The sequence below is a fragment of the Actinoallomurus sp. NPDC052308 genome, from assembly GCF_040679195.1.
In the GTDB taxonomy this organism is placed as follows: domain Bacteria; phylum Actinomycetota; class Actinomycetes; order Streptosporangiales; family Streptosporangiaceae; genus Actinoallomurus; species Actinoallomurus liliacearum.
This window is the reverse complement of the sequence record NZ_JBFAUM010000005.1, coordinates 140,174-159,646: the sequence shown is the minus strand read 5'-3', so window position 1 is coordinate 159,646 and position 19,473 is coordinate 140,174. Positions and strand designations below refer to the sequence as shown.

Sequence of the window (19,473 nt, the reverse complement as noted above, 5' to 3'; positions counted from 1 at the left end):
ATCACGCGGTTTGTTCCGTCAACACTGACGGCAAGGCTCCGCGCGTCGGCGTGGGGACGATGCCAGCGGCCCGGGCGGCGCAGTCACTGTGTCCGATTCGTCGCTGGAAGCGCTGATGTTCGGTCGCTCGACCGCCGGGCTCGAGCGGCTCGGCCACCGGTGGCCTCACCGTGAGCAGCGAACCGACCGCTTGCAGGACCGAGGCACTCAAGGCCCCTGATCGCGGGCACTGGCCGCCACGACACCGCACCCGGTGAACGTAAGTGGTCACCGCGCCAGCCCCCTGCGCCTCCCGGATGACGGACAGGGGGAATTCCTGCGTTGGATGCCGACCGCGGCCAGGTTCCCTGGCTGAATTCCGGCGTGCCGACACGCCGGGGGCGGGCACTGGGGCCCGCGCCCGGCGCGTCGGCGGGTCGCGTCCGTGGGTCGGCCGCGGTTACTGGCGGGAGCCGATGACGTCGGCGGGGCGGGCGGCGAGGGCGAGGCGGGCGGGCAGGACCGTCGCGAGCAGCGCGAGCACGGCGGCAGTGCCGATGACGGCCAGGTACGTGACCGGCGGGACGTACGGCGCGGCGGACCCGATCATCCCGGCGCCGAAGGCCGCCAGGGTCACGAGGGTGACGGCCGTGCCGAGGACCACGGCCGTCGCGACGACCGTCAGGGTCTCCCAGCGGAGCATCCGCATGACCTGCCGGCGGGTGGTGCCGACCAGCCGCAGCAGGGCGAGTTCGCGGGCGCGGTCGGCGGTGGCCATGGCGAGGGTGTTCACGACCGCGATGGCGGTGAAGGCGATGATCAGGCCCATGGCGACGTAGTTCACCTCGGCCCCGGCGGCGGCCTTGCCCTCCGACAGCGTGGCCTGGTCGAGGACGGTGACGCCCGGGAAGGACCGGACGGCCGACCGCAGGGCCTCCGCCCGGGCCGGGCCGGCGACCAGCACCGTGTCGGCGCGAGGGTCGTCGACGTGCGCGGCGAGCAGGTCGTGGGCGACGGTCAGGTCACCGAAGCCGAGGCCGCGGCCGTACACCGCGACGACCCGAGGAGCGAACGGCGTGCCGTCGCCGAGCGTCATGCGGACCGTGCCGCCGACGCCCACGCCGAGCCGGTCGGCGGCGGTGCTGCTGACGGCGATGGTTCCCGCATCGAGCCCGTTCAGGGAGCCGGAACGCACGTCCAGGTTCATGGTGCGGGCGAGCCCGGCGGGCGTGACGCCCTGGACACCGTAGTTCTCCAGTCCGACGCGGACGGTGCTGTGCACGACCTCGGTGACCGTGGTGACGCCGTGTGTCCGGCGGAGCGCGGGGGCGGCCGCGGCGGGCACCTTGGGACCGAGGACGTTGTCGGCGATGGTGCCGGCGTCGGCCTGGGCGGTGGCGGCGTGCCCCATGGTCGTCTGGGCGAACAGGATCGTGCCGGTCAGGCCGATCATCAGCGTGAGCGGGGCGATGACCGAGCCGACGATGCGGGAACGGGTGCGCAGGTTCGCGGCGGCGAGGTGGCCGCCGATCGGCGAGAGCCGCAGCGGCGCGCCCCACAGGGCGGCGGCGGTACGGGCGACGACCGGGGCGAGGATGGCGACGGCGGTGGTCCAGACGATCGCGGTGAGCATGGTGACCGGGCTGGACGCCGCCTCGGTGTTCAGCGACGACAGGACGAGGGTCAGGACGACGCCGCCGGCGAGGAATGCCAGACCGGCCAGGATTCGGAGGGGCCCGGTGCGCGGGCCGCTCAGCGCGGCCTCGCCGAGGGCCTCCACGGGCCGGATCCGCGCCGACCGGCGGGCGGACAGGCGCGCCGCGGCCCAGGCCGCCACAACGGCGGCCAGCACGGCCGCGAACAGCGGGAACGGACTGAGCACCAGGTCCAGGGTCGGCGGCAGGGCGCCGAGGGCGCGGAACCGGTCGCGCAGCCACAGGCCCAGGAGCGGCCCGGCGGCCGCGCCGAGTGCGCCGGCGCCGACGCTGACGATGAGCGCCTCCCGGCCGATCATCTGGCGGATCTGGCGCGGCGTGGCGGCCACGGCGCGCAGCAGCGCGATCTCCCGCTGCCGCTGCTGGATGGACAGTGCGAACGTGCCGGCGACCACGAGGATCGCGACGAGCAGCGCCGTGCCGCCGAGCGCGCCGCCCATGCTGATCAGCTTGATCCGTGCCTTCTCCGCGTCCCAGAACTCGGTCCGGCCGCGGTCGCCGCCGGTGTGCACGGTCGCGGACGTGCCCCGGACGGCCGCAGCGACCCGCTCCGCGACCGCGGAGTCCCCCGAGGCCGGGAACACGCCGATCGCGCTGACCGAGCCCGGCCGCCCGGCGAGGCGTCGCGCCTCCTCGGTCGAGAAGAAGATCGCGGTCTGGTGCGGGAGCGCCTCGCGGGTCACGCCGACGACCCGGTACGCGCCGGTCGAGGCCGGCGAGGAGACCGGCACCCGCGAGCCGACGCGCAGGTGTGCGGTACGCGCGGTGGCGGCGTCGACGACGACCTCACCCTCCGCCGATGGCGCCCGGCCGGCCGTGAGGGTGAACGGGGTCAGCGCCGCCGACTCCCAGCCGTGCCCCCACGAGCTCCCCGGCGCGGCGCCCGGCACCTCGGCCGGGAACGTGACCTCGGTGACCACCGTGCGCACGCCCGGCACGGCACGGACCCGGTCCACCGTCGAGGCGGGCAGCCAGGCGCGCTCGGCGAGCGCCTTGGCCTTGTGCTTGACCTTGCCCTTCTTCACCTTGTCCTGGTGGACGTACTGGTCGCCGGTGACGAGGACGGGCGCGCCGGCGTACCGCTCGGGGGCGATCGTGCCGCGCAGCCCCGTCTCCAGGAGGATGCCGCAGGCGCAGACGAGGGCCGCCGCGCAGAACAGCGCGAGGAACGCCCCGGCGAACCCGGCCTTGCGGTGCCGCAGGGTGTTCAGGACCAGACCGATCATCGGTTCCACGCTCCCAGGCGGGTCATGCGGGCGGCGACCTTGTCGCTCGTCGGGGCGTCCATCGCGTCGGCGATGCGGCCGTCGGCGAGGAACAGCACGGTGTCGGCGTACGACGCGGCCACCGGGTCGTGGGTGACCATGACGACGGTCTGGCCCATCCCGTCGACCGTCTCGCGCAGCAGGGCGAGCACCTCCCGCGCGGTCATCGTGTCCAGCGCCCCGGTCGGCTCGTCCCCGAAGACGACCTCGGGCCGGGTCACGAGGGCGCGGGCGATCGCGACCCGCTGCTGCTGGCCGCCGGACAACTGGGCCGGCCGGTGGCCCACGCGCTCGGCCAGCCCGACGCGCGTGACGATCTCCTTCAGCCACCCGCGGTCCACGCGGGTCCGGGACAGCCGCAACGGGAGGGTGATGTTCTGCTCGACCGTCAGCGACGGCACGAGGTTGAACGCCTGGAACACGAACCCGACCTTCCGGCGGCGCAGCTCCGTCAGCCGCGTCTCGTTCATCCCGGACAGTTCGGTGTCGCCGAGCCGTACGGTGCCGGACGTCGGCGTGTCCAGCCCGGCGGCGCAGTGCAGGAACGTGCTCTTGCCCGAACCGGAGGGTCCCATCACGGCGGTGAACCGGCCGCGCGGAACGCCGGTCGTCACCTCGCGCAGCGCCGCCACCGCGCTCCTGCCCTTGCCGTACACCTTGCTCACGGCGTTCATCACCACGACGTCATCCATGCCGACAAGTCTCGTGAACTGCGGTTTCCCGGGCCAGAGACGTGCTCACGAGCCGACCATGACCTCGTCATGGTCCGGACCGTGACGAGGCCCCTGGTACACATGACCCGTGATCAGAGTGTTGCTGGCCGACGACCACCACGTGGTGCGCGGCGCCCTCGCCGCGCTGCTGTCGCTGGAGCCGGACCTGGAGGTGGTCGCCGAGGTCGACGCGGGCGACCAGGTGCTGCCCGCCGTGCTGCGCCACCGGCCGGACGTCGCGGTGCTCGACGTCGACATGCCCGGCGCCGACGGGCTGACCGCCGCGGCCGCCGTGCACGAGCGGCTTCCGGAGTGCCGGACGCTGATCCTCACGGGGCACGGCAAGCCGGGTCACCTGCGCCGGGCGCTCACCGCGCACGCGGGCGGGTTCCTGCTGAAGACCGCGCCGCCCGACGACCTGATCGCGGGGATCCGGAATGTCGCCGCCGGCCGCCGCGTACTGGACCCGAGTCTCGCGCTGACGGCCTGGGACCTCGCCGACAACCCGCTCACCCCACGCGAGACGGACGTGCTGCGGCTGGCCGCGGAGGGCGCCGAGGCGCCCGAGATCGCCCAGCGGCTGCACCTGTCGGCCGGCACCGTACGCAACTACCTGACCGCCGTCGTCGACAAGCTGAACGCCCGGAACCGCACCGACGCCGCCCGCATCGCCCAAGAGGCGGGCTGGATCTGACCCGGCCACGCGGGCGAACGGAGAGCTCGGATCTGCCCGCCACGCGGGCGAACGGAAAGCTCGGCCAACGGCCCGGCCGAACGCCGTCCCGACGTAGTTCGCCCCGGTTCGTGATCGCCGTCACCGAGCGTTCGGCACGCCGTCGACCACGGTGTCGGGGCGCAGCCGGGCCTGGAGGCGGAAGCCGCCGTCGCCGTCGGCGCGGGCGGTCAGGCTGCCGCCGACGGCGGCCAGCCGGGTCGTGAGGTTGCCGATCCCCGACCCCGGCGGTTCCCGCCGGGCCCGCGGGTCGAGACCGTCGTTTTCCACCGTGAGGGTCACGAGGCCCGCCTCGTTCGTCGTGACGACGGCGCAGTGCCGGGCGGCGCTGTGCCGCAGCACGTTGGTCACCGCCTCCCGCAGCACCGCGCTCAGCACCGTCGCCGACGGGGCGGGCAGCGGGCCGTGGCCGAGGTCGACCCGGGTCTCGACCCCCGCGGCGGTCAGCACGGAGCGCGCGGACTCGGCCTCGATCTCCAGCGACAACTCCGGCTCCCCGGCGCCGGAGGCGGCGCGCAGGTCCGCCCGGGCCCGCTCGGCCATGGCCACGACCTCGGTCAGCTCGGCGTCGGCGCGTGCCGGATCGGCGCCGGCCAGCCTCCGGGCCAGCTCGCACTTCAGCAGCATCGCCGCGAGGCTGTGCCCGAGCAGGTCGTGCAGGTCGCGGGCGGCGCGGAGGCGTTCCTGCACGGTCGCCGCCCGGGCCAGCTCCGCACCGGCCGCCCGCAGGTCGCGTACGAGACGGGCGAGGCGCACCAGGCCGTACACCACGAGGCCCGTGACCAGCACGCTCACCGTGTAGTTGACGATCCGCGCCGGGCCCTGCGACAGCGCGGCGGTCATCGCCCCGGTGGCCGCCATCGCCGCCGCCACGAGCGGCGCGCCGACCCGGATGGGGAGGGCGACGAGGAAGGTGCCCGCGAGGAAGCCGGCGGCGCCGAGCCAGGCGGCGCCGAACCAGACCACCGGCACGAGGCTGAGCAGCGTCTGCCCGGCCAGGACCGCGTACGGGTGCCGCGGCGGGGCGTCGGCGGTCCAGCGCAGTTGCAGGACCGCGAGGAGCGCCATCCCGAGCACGGCCACGGGCAGCCCCGCGCCCCAGGGGACGTGCAGGAGGCCCTTGACGCAGAAGCCCGCCACCACCACCGCGAGGAGGGTCACCGACAGGCCGTACGCCGTGGGGTCGGGCACGCTGACGGGGCGCGGGGTGGCCGCGATCGTCGCCTCGACGGTGAACCGGCCGTCCGCGCCGAGGCCCGTGGTGAGCGTGCCGCCGGCCGCCTCGACCCGCTCGGCGGCCGAGGCGAGGCCCTCCTCGCCGCGCGCCGCGGTGGGCGGGCCGTCGTTGCTCACCCGGAGCCGGACCTGCCCGTCCCGCTCGGCGGTCTCGATGACGCATCGGGTCGCCGTGCCCTGGCGTACGACCGCGGTGACGGCCTCGCGCAGCACGGTGGCCAGCAGCGCGCCCGCCGAGCCGAGCGGTTCCTCGTGGTCGGTACGGACCTCCGCCTCGATCCCGGCGGCCGCCAGCAGCGCCCGCGCCGCCGTGGCCTCGGGCGCGAGCGACCTGGAACGGAAGTCGGCGGCCGCCGCCCGCGCGTCGGCCAGCGAACGGCGGGCCACGCGGAGGACCTCGTCCAGCTCTGCGGGATCGTCGAGGGCGCGGCGGCTGCCCGCCGTGATCGCGTCCAGGCCGCGCCCGATTCCAGTGTTCAGCTCGGTGGCGATGCGGAGGCGCTCCTGCGCGACGGCCGCCATCGTCAGCGCCGGCCGGGCGGCGGCCAGGTCGGCGACCCGGTCGGCCAGCCGTACGAGGCCGTACACGACCAGCGCGCCGAGCACCGGGGTGATCGCGGCGTCGGTCGCGGCGGCCGCGTCCGGGAACCGCAGGACCGCGACGACCACCCCACCGGCGAGCACCGCGGCGGCGGGCAGCGCGTACGAGGCCAGCAGCAGCGGCCCGGCGGCGAACGCGAGGATCCCGACGGACGTACCGAACACGAGCACGTCGAGGCATGCCAGGAGCGCCTGGGCCGTCGCGAGCGCGACGCCGCGGAACCTCGCCGCGCCGGGCAGCACCCAGGCGAGCAGCGACACGAACAGGAGCACGGTGACGACCACCGTGCCGACGGCGCGCGGGGCGTCGCCCGTCCGGAACGGCGCGGCCAGGACGTACACGCCGGCGAAGGCGGCGAGGACGACCGTGACGATCAACCGGGCCAGGCGCGGGCCGAGCACGGGCCTGGCGTACGACGAACGCTGGAGGGTCATGGGAGGAAACGGGAGGAGCCGGGTCAGGCTCGTTGCGCTCGCCGGTTCAGGCGTCCGTGCACGAGCCGCGGGTGGAGATGGTCGATCTCGACGCGCCGGCCCTCGGTCACGCAGTAGACGCGGAACCCGCCCGGGCGGCCCTCGGCCTCGGCCTCCCGGTCGATCTCGCCGGAGTCCGTCTTCGCCCGGAACCAGTCGCCCAGGGCGTACTCGTCGGCGAAGCGCGGCGACTCGGCGCGACGCCCCGCGCGATCGATGTAAAGGACCTGGTAGCCACAGCCGGCCGGCGGGTAGCTCACGTCGTTCCCCTTCCGCCGCACGAGCCGCAGTCCTGCTGCGCGCTGTTCTTGCCGGTGCCCCTGCAGACCGGGCAGGTCCTGCCGGTCGGGGGTGCGCTGTGCTTGCCCATCGTGGCACCGTTCCCCTCATACGTCATCCGCGGCCCCCGCCGCGGTCCGCCAGTCTTTCATCTTCCGATCACCTGGGAAATCCGGTTTCCGGAGCTCAGCGCGGTGCGCCGTCCTCGGCGAGCCAGGCCATGGGGTCCCTGCCGACGACCACGGTGCTCGTGAGCGTGCCGATCTCGGCGATCGTGATGGTGATCTCGTCGCCGCCCGCCAGGGTGAACGGCAGCTCGGGGACCAGGCAGGTTCCGGTGGCGAGGATGGCGCCGTCCGGGAACGCGTCCGCGCGGAACAGGTACCCGACCAGGTCGTCGAGCCTGCGGTGCAGTTGCCCGGTGCTCGCCCGGCCCGCCCACGCCACGTCGCCGTCGCGCCGGATCGTGAGCTCGATGTCCAGGGCGTACGGGTCGGGGACCTCCCAGGCCGGCCGTACGGCGGGGCCGGCCGCGCACCCGCCGAGGTAGGTCTTGGCCTGCGGCAGGTACAGCGGGTTCTCGCCCTCGATGGTGCGGGAGCTCATGTCGTTCACGACGGTGTACCCGACGATCTCGGCGTGCCGGTTGAGCACCAGGCCGAGTTCGGGTTCGGGCACGTCGATCGCGGAGTCGGCGCGGATCGCGACGTGCTCGCCGGCTCCGGTCACCCGCCAGGCCGCGGACTTGAAGAACAGCTCCGGGCGCTCGGCGTCGTACACCTGCTCGTACACGTCGGCCGACCGCTCGCTCTCGGTCATCCGCGCCTCGCGGGAACGCCGGTAGGTGACGCCGGCCGCCCAGACCTCCATCCGCCCGTCCGCCGGCGGCAGCACCCGTACGGCGGTGACGTCGTGCCGGGAGCCGTCCGCCGCGAGGCAACGGTCCCGCAGCTCCGCGGCGGGCAGCCGGAGCAGCTCGCCGAGGCTCCCGGTCAGCTCGGTGACGGTCGACCCGTCGGTGACCCCCACCAGCGGGCGGTCACCGGCGGTCGGCACGAAACGGACAATGTGCACGTCGTCCCTCGCTTCACGTCGATACGCCTGCAACGTAGGCGGCCGGGGGTGGTGCGGTCCAGCCTGGTCCTGCCGGACCCAGGCTGCGCAGAGCCCTGGGTCGCCCTGCGCCCGGCGACCAGAGTGGTGCGTGCCGGGAGATCCGGCACACCGGGCGAAGGCCCGGATCCCACTTCTCGAGGAGCACGCCGGCATGACCAGCAGTCACCTTCCCACCCTCCCGCTCGGCCGGACCGGCATGGACATCACCCGCGTGGGCTTCGGCTCGTGGGCCGTGTCGGGCTCGGGCTGGACCTTCAGCTGGGGCGCCACGGACGACGCCGAGTCGGTCGCCGCGATCCGGCACGCGCTGGACGCGGGCGTCAACTGGATCGACACCGCCGCCGTGTACGGGCTCGGCCACTCCGAGGAACTGGTCGGCAAGGCGATCGCCGACCTGCCCGAGGCCGACCGCCCGTACATCTTCACCAAGGCCGGCCTCGTCTGGAACCCGGACGACCCGTCGGCCGCGCCCCGGCGGATCATGAAGCCGGCCAGCGTACGGCGCGAGGTCGAGGAATCGCTGCGGCGCCTGAACGTCGAGCGCATCGACCTGTACCAGGTGCACTGGCCCGACACCGGCGAGTCGCTGGAGTACGCCGGCGACGGCAGCGGCGCCGTCTCCCCCAACGCGACGCCGCTGGAGGAGTACTGGCAGGTGATGGCCGACCTGAAGGCCGAGGGCAAGGTCCGCGCCATCGGCCTGTCCAACCACTCGGTCGAGCAGTTGGCGGCCGCCGAGCGGGTCGCGCACGTGGACGCGATCCAGCCGCCGTTCTCGGCGATCAACCGGTCCGCAGCCGCGGAGATCGCCTGGGCGGCCGGGCACGGCACCGGTGTGATCGTCTACTCGCCGCTCCAGTCCGGCCTGCTCACCGGCGCCTTCTCCGCCGAGCGGGTCGCGAACCTGCCCGCCGACGACTGGCGCGCCGCCCACGCGGACTTCACGACCGGTCTGACCGCGAACCTCCAGGTCGCCGACGCGCTGCGGCCGATCGCGGAGCGGCACGGGGTCACCGTCGCGGAGGTCGCCATCGCCTGGACGCTGGCCTGGCCGGGCATCACGGGCGCGATCGTCGGCGCCCGCAAGGCCGCCCAGGTCGACGGGTGGATCGGCGCCGGCTCGGTGGAGCTCACACCCGCCGACCTGGCCGAGGTCGCGGCCGCGATCAACGCCTCCGGCGCCGGGACCGGCCCGGTACGCCCCTGACGCTCAGGTCACGGCGTGGCCACATCGGCCTGCGGTTCCTGGTGGTCCCCCGGCCTTCGGCCGCCGGCTACGGCGTGCCCACCAAGGAGGACGGCGACCCGGCGTACCTGAGCCTCCAGAGCCCCTTCCGGCCGACCGGGCCCCACCTGGCAGGATGACGTCCTGGAACCGTTGCGCGGGGACTTGTCGGGAGTGAGGCGTGATACGGGTACTTCTGGCCGAGGACATGCATCTCATCCGCGGCGCCCTGATCGCGCTGTTGGCGCTGGAGCGCGACATCGAGGTGGTGGCCGAGGTGTCAACGGGCGACGCCGTGCTCCCCGCCGCGCTCGAGCACCGGCCCGATGTCGCGGTGCTGGACGTCGAGATGCCGGGCATCGACGGGCTCACGGCGGCCACGGCGCTCGCCGACCGGCTGCCGGGCTGCCGCACGCTCATCCTCACGGCGCTCGGCCACCCGGAGACCCTGCGCCGGGCCCTGACGGCCCAGGTGCGGGGCTTCATGCTGAAGGACTCCCCGCCCACCGAGCTGGCCGGCGCGATCCGCCGGGTGGCCGCCGGGGAGCTCGTGATCGATCAACAGCTGGCCGCGGCGGCGATCACGGCCCGGCCGAACCCGCTGACGGAGCGGGAGGTGGGGGTGCTGCGGCTGGCCGCGGAGGGCGCGGAGCTCTCCGAGATCGCCGCGCGGCTCCACCTGACCAAGGGCACCGTGCGCAACTACCTAGGGGCGATCGTCACCAAGCTGGACGCCCGCAACCGCATCGACGCGGTCCGCATCGCGACCGAGGCCGGCTGGCTGTAGTACCAGGAGCTCGTACTCCTCCCCCGGACGCGGCCCGGCCGTGAGCCGGCCGCCCAGCGCGGCCACGCGTTCGGTGAGGTTGCCGACGCCCTGCCCGGCCGTCCCCGCCGTGGTTTCGGGGACGCCGTCGTTGGTGACGCGCAGCCGGGCCGTGCCGTCGGCGGCCGTCACCTCCACGGAGCAGGTCCGGGCCCGGCTGTGCCGGAGGACATTGGTGACGGCCTCGCGCAGCACGGTCGCCAGCAGGGCGTCGACCGCTCCGGGAAGGCCGTCGGCGGAGACGTCGACGCGTACCGCGATCCCGGCGGCGGTGAGCACGTCACGCGCCGAGACGAGCTCCGCGTGGAGGGACATCCGCGGATCGTCGCCCGGGATGGCGCGCAGGTCGCCCAGCGCCCGCCGGGCGATCAGGGGGATGTCGGCGAGTTCGCGTTCGGCCCGGAGCGGGTCCCGCGCCGCCAGCTCGGCCTTGACGATGATGGCGGACAGACCGTATCCGAGCAGGTCGTGCACGTCCCTGGCGATCCGCCGCCGCTCGCGCGCCAGCGCCATCGCGGCGAGCGCCAGGCGCGCCTCCCGGATCTCGTGGACGAGCCCGGTGAGCAGGGCGAGCCCGTAGAAGATCGATGCGATGATCACCATGTCGACCGTCAGGGAGGCGGCCTCTCCCAGGGGAACGGACCGGACGAGCAGGATGACGGGAACGCTCACGGCGACGGCCCCCGAAAGCGCCCACGCCAGGCGTCCGCCGACGATGATCAGAATCGAGCCGACGGCGAAGCCGACCATCCGGGGGTCGGGACCGCCGGGCAGCAGGAGCGGCAGGCAGGCGAGCGCGGTCTGCGCGGAGAGCGTCCAGCCGGCGTGCCGGGGCCGTACGCCGGGCGGGCGCGGCAGGCAGTGGTACACGGACAGCCCGATGATGACGACGAGGGCCGTCAGCTCGGCCGCGAGCAGGAGGGCGGGCGGCGACGCGTCGACCAGGGAGACCGCGCCCACCGCCAGGTACTCGAGGTGCGCGACGACGACGATCGGCAGGGCCAGGCGCGGCGTCAGGTCGGCGGGCGGCGGATCGACCGGGGCGGCGGGCGTCGCCCGGACGCGCGCAGCGCTCTCCCGGGCGAGGGTCAGGATCCGCTCGACCTGCCCCCGGGCGGCGAGACCGGCGATCTCCGAGAGGGTCGCGCCGAGGGCGGCGTCCAGGTCACGGGAGAACCGCTCGCGTTCGCCCGCGACCGACTCCGCGGCCAGTTCGCCGCGGGCGGCACGGAGTTCGGCGCGCAGGTCACTGAGCCGGGTGAGGCCGTAGACGGTGACCCCGACCGCCAAGGTGTTGCCCATGGCATTGACGCAGGTGTACACGTCTCCCAGGTTCAGCAGCCCGGCCGCGGCCACGACGGCGCCGAACAGCGCCCAGCGGATCCGCCCCGGGAGGATCAGCAGTACGGAGGCGGCGAGGAAGCCCGGCGGGCCCGCCCAGGGGAAGAGCAGGGCTTGGGCGGCCAGGCTCCACCGGCCCCGGAACCGTTTCGTCGCCGGCAGGCAGTGCAGGATCTGCAGCGCGAGCGTCAGGACCGCCGGAACGCTCGGTGTGATCAGCCACGGATCGACGGCCAGACCGACCAGGACGACGAGGATGATCACCACGCCATGATTTTAGTGATTTGTCCGGATCGTGTGTTCTACATGCCAGGTCGGGGTGACCGGCACTGGTGGCGTACGCGCCCGTTCGGAGATCGTCGATGTCATGAACAGAGCGCCTCTCGGAACCGCCCGCACCGCAATCGCGACCTCTCGCATCGCACGTGGTACCGCCCGCGCCGCGGTCGGCACCGCCTGCGCCGCCGCCCTGGCGCTCGCCGCCGTGCCGTCCGCTCACGCGACCGCGCCGACGCGTGGCGAGGTCGTCTCCACGACCCGCATCGCGAGCATGTCGAAGGCACGAACCACGGAATACCTCGCGAAGATGAACTTCGGCTCGCCGAAGCCCAAGTACGGGGTCGAGGTGTACAGCGTCGTGTACCGGACCGTCGCCGTGAACGGCCGGCCGACGACCGCCAGCGGCCTGGTCGTCCTCCCGCGTGGCAAGGACCGCCGGCTGCGGACCGTCGTGTACGAACACGGCACCAACCCGACGAAGAAGGCCGCGGCGACGGTGAACGCGGGCAGTTACGACCGCGCCGGGTCGATCCTGTTCGCCGGGGCCGGGTTCGGCACCGTCGCGCCGGACTACCTAGGGCTGGGACTCGGTCCCGGCCGCCACCCGTACATGGACCACGCCTCGGAGACGAGCGCCTCCCTCGACATGCTGCGCGCGGCGGAGAAGGTCGCCGCCCGGCACGGGCGCACCCTGGACCGGCGCGTGCGGGTCACCGGCTTCTCCCAGGGGGGCGCGGCCGCGATGGCCCTGGGCCGCGCCCTGCAGGCCAAGGGACGGCTGGCCGCGCTCGCGCCGGTCAGCGGCCCGTACGACGTCGAGCACGCCGAGGTCCCCGAAGGGCTGCACGGGACGTCACTCGACCCCCGAGAGGTCACCTTCTACCTCGGGTACTGGCTGACGTCGATGAACCGGCTGCACCACATCTACGCCTCTCCGTCCGAGGCCTTCCAGCAGCCGTACAGCGCGACGGTCGAGACGCTCTTCGACGGCGACCACACCCCGGCGGAGATCGTCACCGGCCTGCCGGCCACGCCTCAGGAACTCCTCACGCCCGCGTTCATCAAGAGGTTCGACCACCCGACGGGCGGCCTGGCCCGGGCGCTCCGGCAGAACGACGACACCTGCAGGAACTGGACGCCGCGCGTGCCCGTCCGCGTGTACGCCGCGCGCGGGGACAAGGACGTGACCATCCGCAACGCCCAGAACTGCGTCCGGGCCCTGCGCGCCCACGGCGTGGCCGCGCCGCTCATCGACGTCGGCGACACCGACCACAACGGATCGGCGTTCCGGTCGATCCCACAGATCGTGACCTGGTTCTCGTCGCTGTAGCCGAACCGTCATCGGCGTCCGCCGGAGCCCATGCCGCCCGGCACATCTCGATGGAGTGAGAATGTTCAAGAAGATCGTCGCAATGCTGTTCGCCGGCGCGCTGATCGTCGGGTCCGCGGTCCCCGCGGGGGCGGCGACGGGCCACTCCGGCGGGCGGACACGGCGGTACTCGCCCACGCTGCGCGACGTCGGCGCGGTGGTGGACGCGATCGTGCCCGCTCAACTGGCCAAGGACCGGATCCCCGGCGCCGCGGTCGTCGTGGTGGCGGGCGGGCGGCCGGTGTTCGCCAAGGGGTACGGCGTCGCCGACGTCGCCACCCGCAGCCCCGTGGACGCCGAGCGCACCGGCTTCTTGATGGGGTCGATGGCCAAGCTGTTCACCGCGACCGCCGCGCTGCAACTGGTCGACCAAGGGCGGCTCGACCTGCACACCGACGTCAACCGGTACCTCAAGAGCTTCAAGATCCGCGACACCTACCCCGGTCGGCCCGTCACCCTGGAGAACCTCCTCACCCACACCGCCGGCTTCGACGACGACATCGTCGGCAAGGCCAGGGCGAACCCCACCGGCCTCGCACCCCTCGGCCGGGCCCTGGCAGACGGGCAGCCGGCGCGGGTACGCCCGCCGGGCACCGCCGTCTCCTACGACAACTACGGAACGGCCCTGGCCGGGTACCTCGTCGAGGTCGCGTCCGGGGAGCCCTTCGCGCGGTACGTCGACGAGCACGTCCTGCGGCCACTGGGCATGACCGCCACGACGTTCGCCGAGCCGCACCCGGCCGCGGTCGACGCCACCCTGGCGCGCGGCTACCGGCCCACCGGCTCCGGCTACACCGTCCAGAAGGGCCAGTACGGTTCGTGGTCGCCGACCGGCGCCGGGGCGGTCTCGACCCCCGCCGACATGGGCCGGTTCATGCTCGCCCAGCTGAAGAACGACCCCCGGCTCGGCCAGGACGTCGCCCAGCGGATGCAGCAGCGGCACTTCAGGCAGGATCCGCGCGTCCCCGGCATGGGCTACATGTTCGAGGAGCGCCCGCGCGACGGCCGGCGGCTCCTGTTCAAGGACGGCGACGTGCCGGGCTTCCACGACCAGATGGCGCTGCTCCCCGACGAGGGGATCGGCATCTACGTCGCCTTCAACGGCGACGGCACGGACGCGGCCGCCGGCTGGGACGGCGTCAGCCTCATCGACCGTATCGTCGACCGGTACCTCCCCGGCAGCCCGGCCGCGCCCGGATCCGTACGGACCGGCGACGTCTCCCGGTACGCCGGGACGTACCGGTCGGTCCGCACCAGCCACAGCGCCCTGACGAAGGTCTCCACCCTCGTCTCGCCGGTGTCCGTCGCGGCCGACGGCGCCGGGACCCTGACCACCACCGGGCTGACCCCGGACCCGGCCAAGGAGACCCAGCACTGGACGCAGGTCGGGCCGGGACTGTTCCAGGAGCGGGGCGGCCAGGACCTGATCGCCTTCGACGGCAAGGGCATCCTGTCCGCGTCGGCGACGCCCGCCGAGGCGTACGAGAAGCTGGAGTGGGCCGACTCCCCGGCGCTCTACCTGCCGATGTTCGGTGCGGGCGCCCTGGTGCTCCTGCTCTGCTTCCTCGGCGTCCCGGTGGCCGCGCTCGTACGGCGCCTGCGCCGCCGCCCCGCCCGCTCCCGCGCCTCTCGCGCCGCCTGGCTGGCCGCCTGGGTCACCGGCGCGCTCGGCACGGCGTTCCTGGCCGGGTTCGCGTCACTGATGACCGACTCCAACGCGCTCCAGGAGAAGATCATGCTGGGCTCGCCGTCCCTGACCGCCCTGCCGGTCGTCCTGGCGGTGGCGTTCGTCCCGGCCACCGGTGTCCTCGTCGGCACGGTGGCGGCCTGGTGGAAGGGCTGGTGGGGCTGGAGCGGCCGGCTCTCGTACACCCTGATCGCCCTGGCCGGGGTGGCGTTCCTGAAGGTCGCGCTCACGTACAACCTCGTCGCCCTGCCGTTCGCCTGACCGACGCCCCGCGCGGTCCAGCGCCGACCGGCAGGCGAAAGTCGTACGGCGCTGCTACTACTGACCGGGTGAACGCTTCGGCATGGGAGATCAGGCCCTTCGCGGGCCTCAGCGGGTTCGGGGTGGACGTCCGGTTCGGCGCGCGGCGCGCCGAGATCGCCGCCGACTTCGCGGAGCGGTTCGGCGACGACCTCGGCGAGGTCCGGCCCTTCCGCAAGGCCGCCTGGGACGTCGGGATCTGCGACCACTACCTCGCGGGCGACCTCATCGCCTTCTACGACGATCGGGACCGGCTGTACTTCCTCGAGCCGGGCTCCCGCGCACCGGTCGGCTTCGACGGGATCGCGCTCACCGGCCGCCCGTACGACGACGTCGTCGCGGAGCTGACCGCCCATGGCCTCGAGGTGGTCGGCGACGACGAGGGGCACCGGGTGCCCGAGGCCGGCTTCGCCCTGACCCGGAACGGAGACGACGAGGTCGGCTCGGTGGGCGTGTTCGCCGGCGATCCCGGCGACGAGCCCGATATGTCCGACGAACCCGACGTCGCGCCCATCACGAAGCACCGGCTGGTCTCCGGCCAGGGCACCGAGACGGTACGGCTCGGGCAGTCGCGCCCGGAGCTCCGCGCCCTGCTCGGCCCCGCCCTGCAGAGCGTCCCGCCCTACGGCGGCACGGCGCAGGACTGGTACTTCGACCACGGCCTGATCCTCACCTTCGACGAGGACTCCCGGCTCACCACGCTGGTGATCAGCTTCATCGGCGTGTCGGGCACCGCCTGGTTCGAGGACGTACAGCTCCTCGGCCGCCGCTACGCCGACGTCACCGCGGACCTGGCGGCCAAAGGTGTACAGGTCGATCCGGAGGTGCTCGGCGGCCGGGTGCCCGAGCACGGCTTCTCCCTGTCGCTGCTCGGCCTGCAGAACCCGGCCATGCCGATCGCCGCCGTCGTCTTCCGCGCGGACCCGTCGAGCGGCTGAGGGCCCCCGAAGCCGGGCCCTCGCCGCGATGGCCGGTCGGCGGTGGCCACCACCTCACGCGTCGCGCAGCCGGAACAGCAGACCGCCGGTGAGGAGCCCGGCACCGGCCCAGGCGGCGAGCACGCCCAGACCCGCCCATGGGCCGATGGGAAGGCTCGACAGGTGGACGGTCGACTGCACGGCGAGCCCCGCGTTCATCGGCGAGATCCGCCAGAGGAACCTGCTCCAGTCCCGGTCGGTGATCAGATACGGCAGCACCGACAGGACGTACAGCAGGCCGAACACCAGACCGATGGCCGTCGCCGAGTCGCGCACGGCGGTGGCGATGCCGAGGGCGAGCAGGGCGATCAGCACGAGGTACAGGACGGAGCCGGCCGCCGCCCGGAGCGTCGGCCCGTCGGCCAGGGACAGGGGCGGGTACCCGTGTGCGGCGGTGAACCCGTTGCCGGGCAGGATGAGCCGTGCCGCGAGCACGGATCCGAGGACGGCGACCGTCCCCGCGGCCGAGGTGAGGGCGGTGACCATCGTCGCCTTGGCCGCCAGGACGGCGGTGCGGCGCGGCATCGCGGTCAGCGTGGTGCGGATCATGCCGGTGCCGTACTCCCCGCCGGCCGAGAGTACGGCCAGGATGACGACGATCGCCTGGCCCGCCTGTACCCCGGACAGTCCGACCTTCGGCGCGTCGTACCGGCACCCTGTCGACGGGCACGACACGGTCGCGGTCGCGGCGGCGCTCACCGCGACGGTCAGCGCGACGACGGCGGCCAGCAGCCAGCCGGCGCTCGGCAGGGTCCGCAGTTTCGTCCACTCCGCGCGCAACTCCCGTTTTACGAAGGTCACGCGTCCCTCCGGCGCAGTACGAGGACGGCGAGGCCGAGGGCGAGGGCGGCGTATCCGCAGGAGACGGCGAAGCCGGCCCACGGCGCTAGGGGGTAGTAGCCGGCCTGCGGTGAGTAGAACGCGGTGACCTGTGGGTACGCCGGGATGCTCTGCTCGATCGCGAACCCGGCGGCCGGGGTCACCCGGAGCAGCCACCGCGACGCCTCGACGGGCAGGACCGAGGTGGTCGCGAGGATGCGGGGCAGGATGACCAGCGCGATCGCACCGGTGATCGCCACGGCGCTGCGCCGGAACACGGTACCGAGCGCGAGGGCGAGGACGGCGGCGACGGCGAGCAGTGCGGCGGTGCCCGCCACGACGCGCAGTTCGGTGAGCGAGCCGACCGGCAGGATGTAGTTGCCGTTGGCGCGCAGGATGTGCGTGCCGAGCGGGACCGTGACGCCGGCGGCGGCCAGCCCGGCCACGAACGTCACCGCGGCGATCACGACGGCCTTCGCCGTCAGCGTGCGGCCACGCCGGGGACCGGCGAGCAGAGTGGTACGGATCAGCCCTCGCCGGTACTCCGCGGTGACGAACACCACCGCGACCACGATCACGACGATCAGTCCGGCGAGCAGCCCGGAGAGGGTCTTCTCGACGGTCTGGCCGTCGGTGCGGGGTGCGATGTCGCCGACGCCGGTCACGGTGAAGGTGCCACCGGCCTGGACGGCTCCGCCCGGATGGTGGATCGCTCCGTCGGGTTCCTTCGCCGCCCCGATGTCGTCGTGGCGCCACGAGCCGTCGGACGTTCCGCCCTGGAGGCCGACGTGGTCGAAGATCGCGGTGGCCTGGGCGAAGCGCGACGCCGCGACGGCCCCGCCCAGATCGGCCTGGGTCACCGTCAGGTCGCCGGGCGAGGCGGCGAACAGCCCGACGCGCACGGTGGACGGCAGCCCGGCCAGACGCGCCGTGCCGACCTTCACCCAGCGCGTGCCGTCGGCCGACTCATAGCCGGTCAGTTCGTCGCCCGCGCGGGTGAGCCGCAGCCAGCGCGGGGCCGCCTTCGAGACACCGCTCCGGCTGCCGGCCGTGTCGTGGGTGAAGTCGTGCTGCATCCGCACCCCGTGCCCGCCGGTGACCATCAGCGCCGCGTAGGCCGCGCCCTGCCGGGTGCCGTCCTTGATCATCACGCCGGCCTTCGCCCACGGCTCGACCTTGGAGGCGACCCGCCGGACGCCGGGGGTGGCGTCCGGCAGCCGGACCTGACCGGTCATGGAGCTCACGCGGACGGTGATGGAGCCGTCTCCGTCCAGCGCCCGGTGAACGAAGTAGAACTTGTCGTCGACCGCCTCGCCGTCCGGGCCGATCGGCACGGCGGGGCAGACGTCGTCCGGTCCGCCGCAGGAGGAGTGGCTGCCGGACGCGGAGAAGAGCCCGAGGCCCACGGTGACCAGCGCCGCGACCGCTATGCCGAGCACCCAGCCCCGGACCGTGCGGAACTTGGTCCACTCCGCGTACGAGAGCCGCGCGAAGCTCCGCGCGAAGGTCATCGGACCGCCTCCCGGCCCGCGACGGCCTGGAACTCGACCGCGTCGCGGGTCAGCTCCATGTACGCCTCTTCGAGCGTCGCGCGCTGGGTCACGACCTCGGAGAACGGCACCGAGTTCGCGGTGAGGACCGCCACGATCCGCTCGCCCGGCAGCCCGGAGGCCGTGAGCGAGTCGCGCTCGGTGACGGTCACGGCGGCACCCGCGTGCGTCAGGGCCCGCGTCGCCCGCTCCGGCACCGGGGTGCGCACGGTGACGCGACCGCGCGAGGCGGCGGCGATCAGTTCCGCGACACCGGTGTCCGCGATGACCCGTCCTCGCCCCACCACGATGAGGTGGTCGGCGGTCCCCTGCAACTCGCTCATCAGGTGGCTGGACACCAGCACCGCGCGGCCCTCGGCGGCCAGCGACCGCAGGAAGCCGCGGATCCAGACGATCCCCTCGGGGTCGAGGCCGTTGACCGGCTCGTCGAGCATGAGCACCGGCGGATCGCCGAGCAACGCGGCGGCGATCCCGAGCCGCTGCCGCATGCCGAGCGAGAAGCCGCCCGCCTTCCGCCGAGCCGCTGACCGCAGGCCCACCTGCCCGATCACCTCGTCGACCCGCCGGGCGCCCAGGCCCTGGGAGCGGGCCAGCCACAGCAGGTGCCCGCGGGCGGACCGGCTCGGTTGCAGCGCGGCGGCGTCCAGCAGCGCCCCGACGTGGCGAAGGGGCTCGCGCAGGCTCCGGTACGGCCGGCCGCCGATCAGCGCCGTGCCCTCGTCCGCCGCGTCCAGGCCCAGGACCACCCGCATGGTGGTCGACTTCCCCGCGCCGTTGGGCCCGACGAAACCGGTGACCCGCCCCGGCCGTACCGTGAACGACATCCCGTCCAGCGCCAGAGTCGGCCCGAACCGTTTACGCAGCCCGTTCACTTCGATGGTCGCTTCCCCACGCACCGTCCCGTCCTTTCCCTCGGTCGGGACAGACCCTGGACCGGACGCCGTAACGGGGGCCGAACGGGCGCTGTTATTCCGCTGTTAGGCCCGGCCC

At 73.9% G+C, this 19,473-nt stretch carries 15 protein-coding genes; 6 read left to right on the top strand and 9 right to left on the bottom strand.

What is annotated here, in order from left to right:
* Window positions 1-439: 439 nt before the first annotated feature.
* A complete protein-coding gene (locus AB0L00_RS17845; RefSeq protein ID WP_364434914.1) occupies window positions 440-2,920 on the bottom strand; it encodes an FtsX-like permease family protein in 2,481 nt (826 codons plus the stop codon).
* Window positions 2,917-3,651, bottom strand: coding sequence for an ABC transporter ATP-binding protein (locus AB0L00_RS17840; protein ID WP_345351047.1), 735 nt, complete (start codon window positions 3,649-3,651; stop codon window positions 2,917-2,919). Before AB0L00_RS17840 ends, AB0L00_RS17845 begins: the two co-directional genes overlap by 4 nt.
* A gap of 109 nt (window positions 3,652-3,760) precedes the next feature.
* Between AB0L00_RS17840 and AB0L00_RS17835 the strand changes: the two genes are divergently transcribed.
* Window positions 3,761-4,366 (top strand): response regulator transcription factor, encoded by a 606-nt coding sequence (locus tag AB0L00_RS17835; protein ID WP_364434910.1) that lies wholly within the window; start codon window positions 3,761-3,763, stop codon window positions 4,364-4,366.
* A 120-nt stretch (window positions 4,367-4,486) separates the two neighbouring features.
* Here AB0L00_RS17835 and AB0L00_RS17830 read toward each other — a convergent pair whose 3' ends face one another.
* The 3 genes from AB0L00_RS17830 to AB0L00_RS17820 all read right to left on the bottom strand — a co-directional run bounded on the left by AB0L00_RS17830 (window position 4,487) and on the right by AB0L00_RS17820 (window position 8,068).
* Window positions 4,487-6,676 carry a histidine kinase gene (locus AB0L00_RS17830; protein WP_364434907.1) on the bottom strand — a complete coding sequence of 730 codons (2,190 nt, stop codon included), beginning with the start codon at window positions 6,674-6,676 and terminating at the stop codon, window positions 4,487-4,489.
* Window positions 6,677-6,699: 23 nt separating this feature from the next.
* Window positions 6,700-6,975 carry a hypothetical protein gene (locus tag AB0L00_RS17825; RefSeq protein WP_364434904.1) on the bottom strand — a complete coding sequence of 92 codons (276 nt, stop codon included), beginning with the start codon at window positions 6,973-6,975 and terminating at the stop codon, window positions 6,700-6,702.
* 205 nt (window positions 6,976-7,180) lie between these two features.
* On the bottom strand, window positions 7,181-8,068 hold the full coding sequence (locus AB0L00_RS17820) for a fumarylacetoacetate hydrolase family protein (RefSeq protein ID WP_364434901.1): 888 nt from the start codon (window positions 8,066-8,068) through the stop codon (window positions 7,181-7,183).
* A gap of 193 nt (window positions 8,069-8,261) precedes the next feature.
* Between AB0L00_RS17820 and AB0L00_RS17815 the strand changes: the two genes are divergently transcribed.
* Together AB0L00_RS17815 and AB0L00_RS17810 are read left to right on the top strand one after the other, a co-directional pair.
* Window positions 8,262-9,317 carry an aldo/keto reductase gene (locus AB0L00_RS17815; protein WP_364434898.1) on the top strand — a complete coding sequence of 352 codons (1,056 nt, stop codon included), beginning with the start codon at window positions 8,262-8,264 and terminating at the stop codon, window positions 9,315-9,317.
* Between the two features lie 199 nt (window positions 9,318-9,516).
* Window positions 9,517-10,122 (top strand): response regulator transcription factor, encoded by a 606-nt coding sequence (locus AB0L00_RS17810; protein WP_364434895.1) that lies wholly within the window; start codon window positions 9,517-9,519, stop codon window positions 10,120-10,122.
* Here the strand turns inward: AB0L00_RS17810 and AB0L00_RS17805 are convergent.
* Complete coding sequence (locus AB0L00_RS17805; RefSeq protein WP_364434892.1) at window positions 10,042-11,769, bottom strand: histidine kinase; 1,728 nt, start codon at window positions 11,767-11,769, stop codon at window positions 10,042-10,044. The genes AB0L00_RS17810 and AB0L00_RS17805 overlap by 81 nt on opposite strands.
* A gap of 100 nt (window positions 11,770-11,869) precedes the next feature.
* Here AB0L00_RS17805 and AB0L00_RS17800 point away from each other — a divergent pair, with 100 nt between their 5' ends.
* The 3 genes from AB0L00_RS17800 (at window position 11,870) to AB0L00_RS17790 (ending at window position 16,075) form a co-directional block, all read left to right on the top strand.
* Window positions 11,870-13,111 (top strand): hypothetical protein, encoded by a 1,242-nt coding sequence (locus AB0L00_RS17800; protein WP_364434889.1) that lies wholly within the window; start codon window positions 11,870-11,872, stop codon window positions 13,109-13,111.
* A 61-nt stretch (window positions 13,112-13,172) separates the two neighbouring features.
* On the top strand, window positions 13,173-15,098 hold the full coding sequence (locus AB0L00_RS17795) for a serine hydrolase domain-containing protein (protein WP_364434886.1): 1,926 nt from the start codon (window positions 13,173-13,175) through the stop codon (window positions 15,096-15,098).
* A 68-nt stretch (window positions 15,099-15,166) separates the two neighbouring features.
* Window positions 15,167-16,075: a hypothetical protein gene (locus AB0L00_RS17790; protein ID WP_364434883.1), complete on the top strand. Its 909-nt coding sequence runs from the start codon at window positions 15,167-15,169 to the stop codon at window positions 16,073-16,075.
* Between the two features lie 54 nt (window positions 16,076-16,129).
* Here the strand turns inward: AB0L00_RS17790 and AB0L00_RS17785 are convergent, their stop codons facing one another.
* The 3 genes from AB0L00_RS17785 to AB0L00_RS17775 are packed head-to-tail and all read right to left on the bottom strand — an operon-like array spanning window position 16,130 to window position 19,307.
* On the bottom strand, window positions 16,130-16,915 hold the full coding sequence (locus AB0L00_RS17785; protein ID WP_364434880.1) for an ABC transporter permease: 786 nt from the start codon (window positions 16,913-16,915) through the stop codon (window positions 16,130-16,132).
* Window positions 16,912-18,444, bottom strand: coding sequence for an ABC transporter permease subunit (locus AB0L00_RS17780; protein WP_364434877.1), 1,533 nt, complete (start codon window positions 18,442-18,444; stop codon window positions 16,912-16,914). Before AB0L00_RS17780 ends, AB0L00_RS17785 begins: the two co-directional genes overlap by 4 nt.
* Window positions 18,441-19,307, bottom strand: coding sequence for an ATP-binding cassette domain-containing protein (locus tag AB0L00_RS17775; RefSeq protein ID WP_364435424.1), 867 nt, complete (start codon window positions 19,305-19,307; stop codon window positions 18,441-18,443). The genes AB0L00_RS17780 and AB0L00_RS17775 overlap by 4 nt, the downstream gene beginning before the upstream one ends.
* Between the last annotated feature and the right edge of the window lie 166 nt (window positions 19,308-19,473).